Origin of the sequence: Aquitalea sp. ASV11, from assembly GCF_016429185.1 — a bacterium.
Lineage (GTDB): Bacteria > Pseudomonadota > Gammaproteobacteria > Burkholderiales > Chromobacteriaceae > Aquitalea > Aquitalea pelogenes.
In genome coordinates this window covers 1-299 of sequence record NZ_JAELUD010000275.1, presented here as the reverse complement: position 1 = coordinate 299, position 299 = coordinate 1, and the positions used below count along the sequence as shown (strand labels likewise).

The 299-nt window shown below is 74.6% G+C and carries 1 protein-coding gene; it reads left to right on the top strand.

The genetic code is table 11. The features are described 5' to 3' along the window. Positions 1 to 155 precede the first annotated feature (155 nt). Positions 156 to 299: type VI secretion system baseplate subunit TssK (tssK, locus tag JHD62_RS23170; protein WP_370541114.1), on the top strand; the 144-nt coding region annotated here is incomplete at its 3' end.

Sequence of the window (299 nt, the reverse complement as noted above, 5' to 3'; positions counted from 1 at the left end):
CCCCCCCCCCCCCCCCCCCCCCCCCCCCCCCCCCCCCCCCCCCCCCCCCCCCCCCCCCCCCCCCCCCCCCCCCCCCCCCCCCCCCCCCCCCCCCCCCCCCCCCCCCCCCCCCCCCCCCCCCAACCCCACATCTTACTGTTCGTCGGCAGCGTCAGATGTGTATAAGAGACAGGCTCAGCACCTTTGCCCTGGAACAGCAGTTGACCGACATCCCCGCTTACGACCACCTCCAGCTGGGCAGGGTATTCCAGCAACTGGAACAGCTGATCCGCACCCTGCTGGACACGGTGATTCCCACC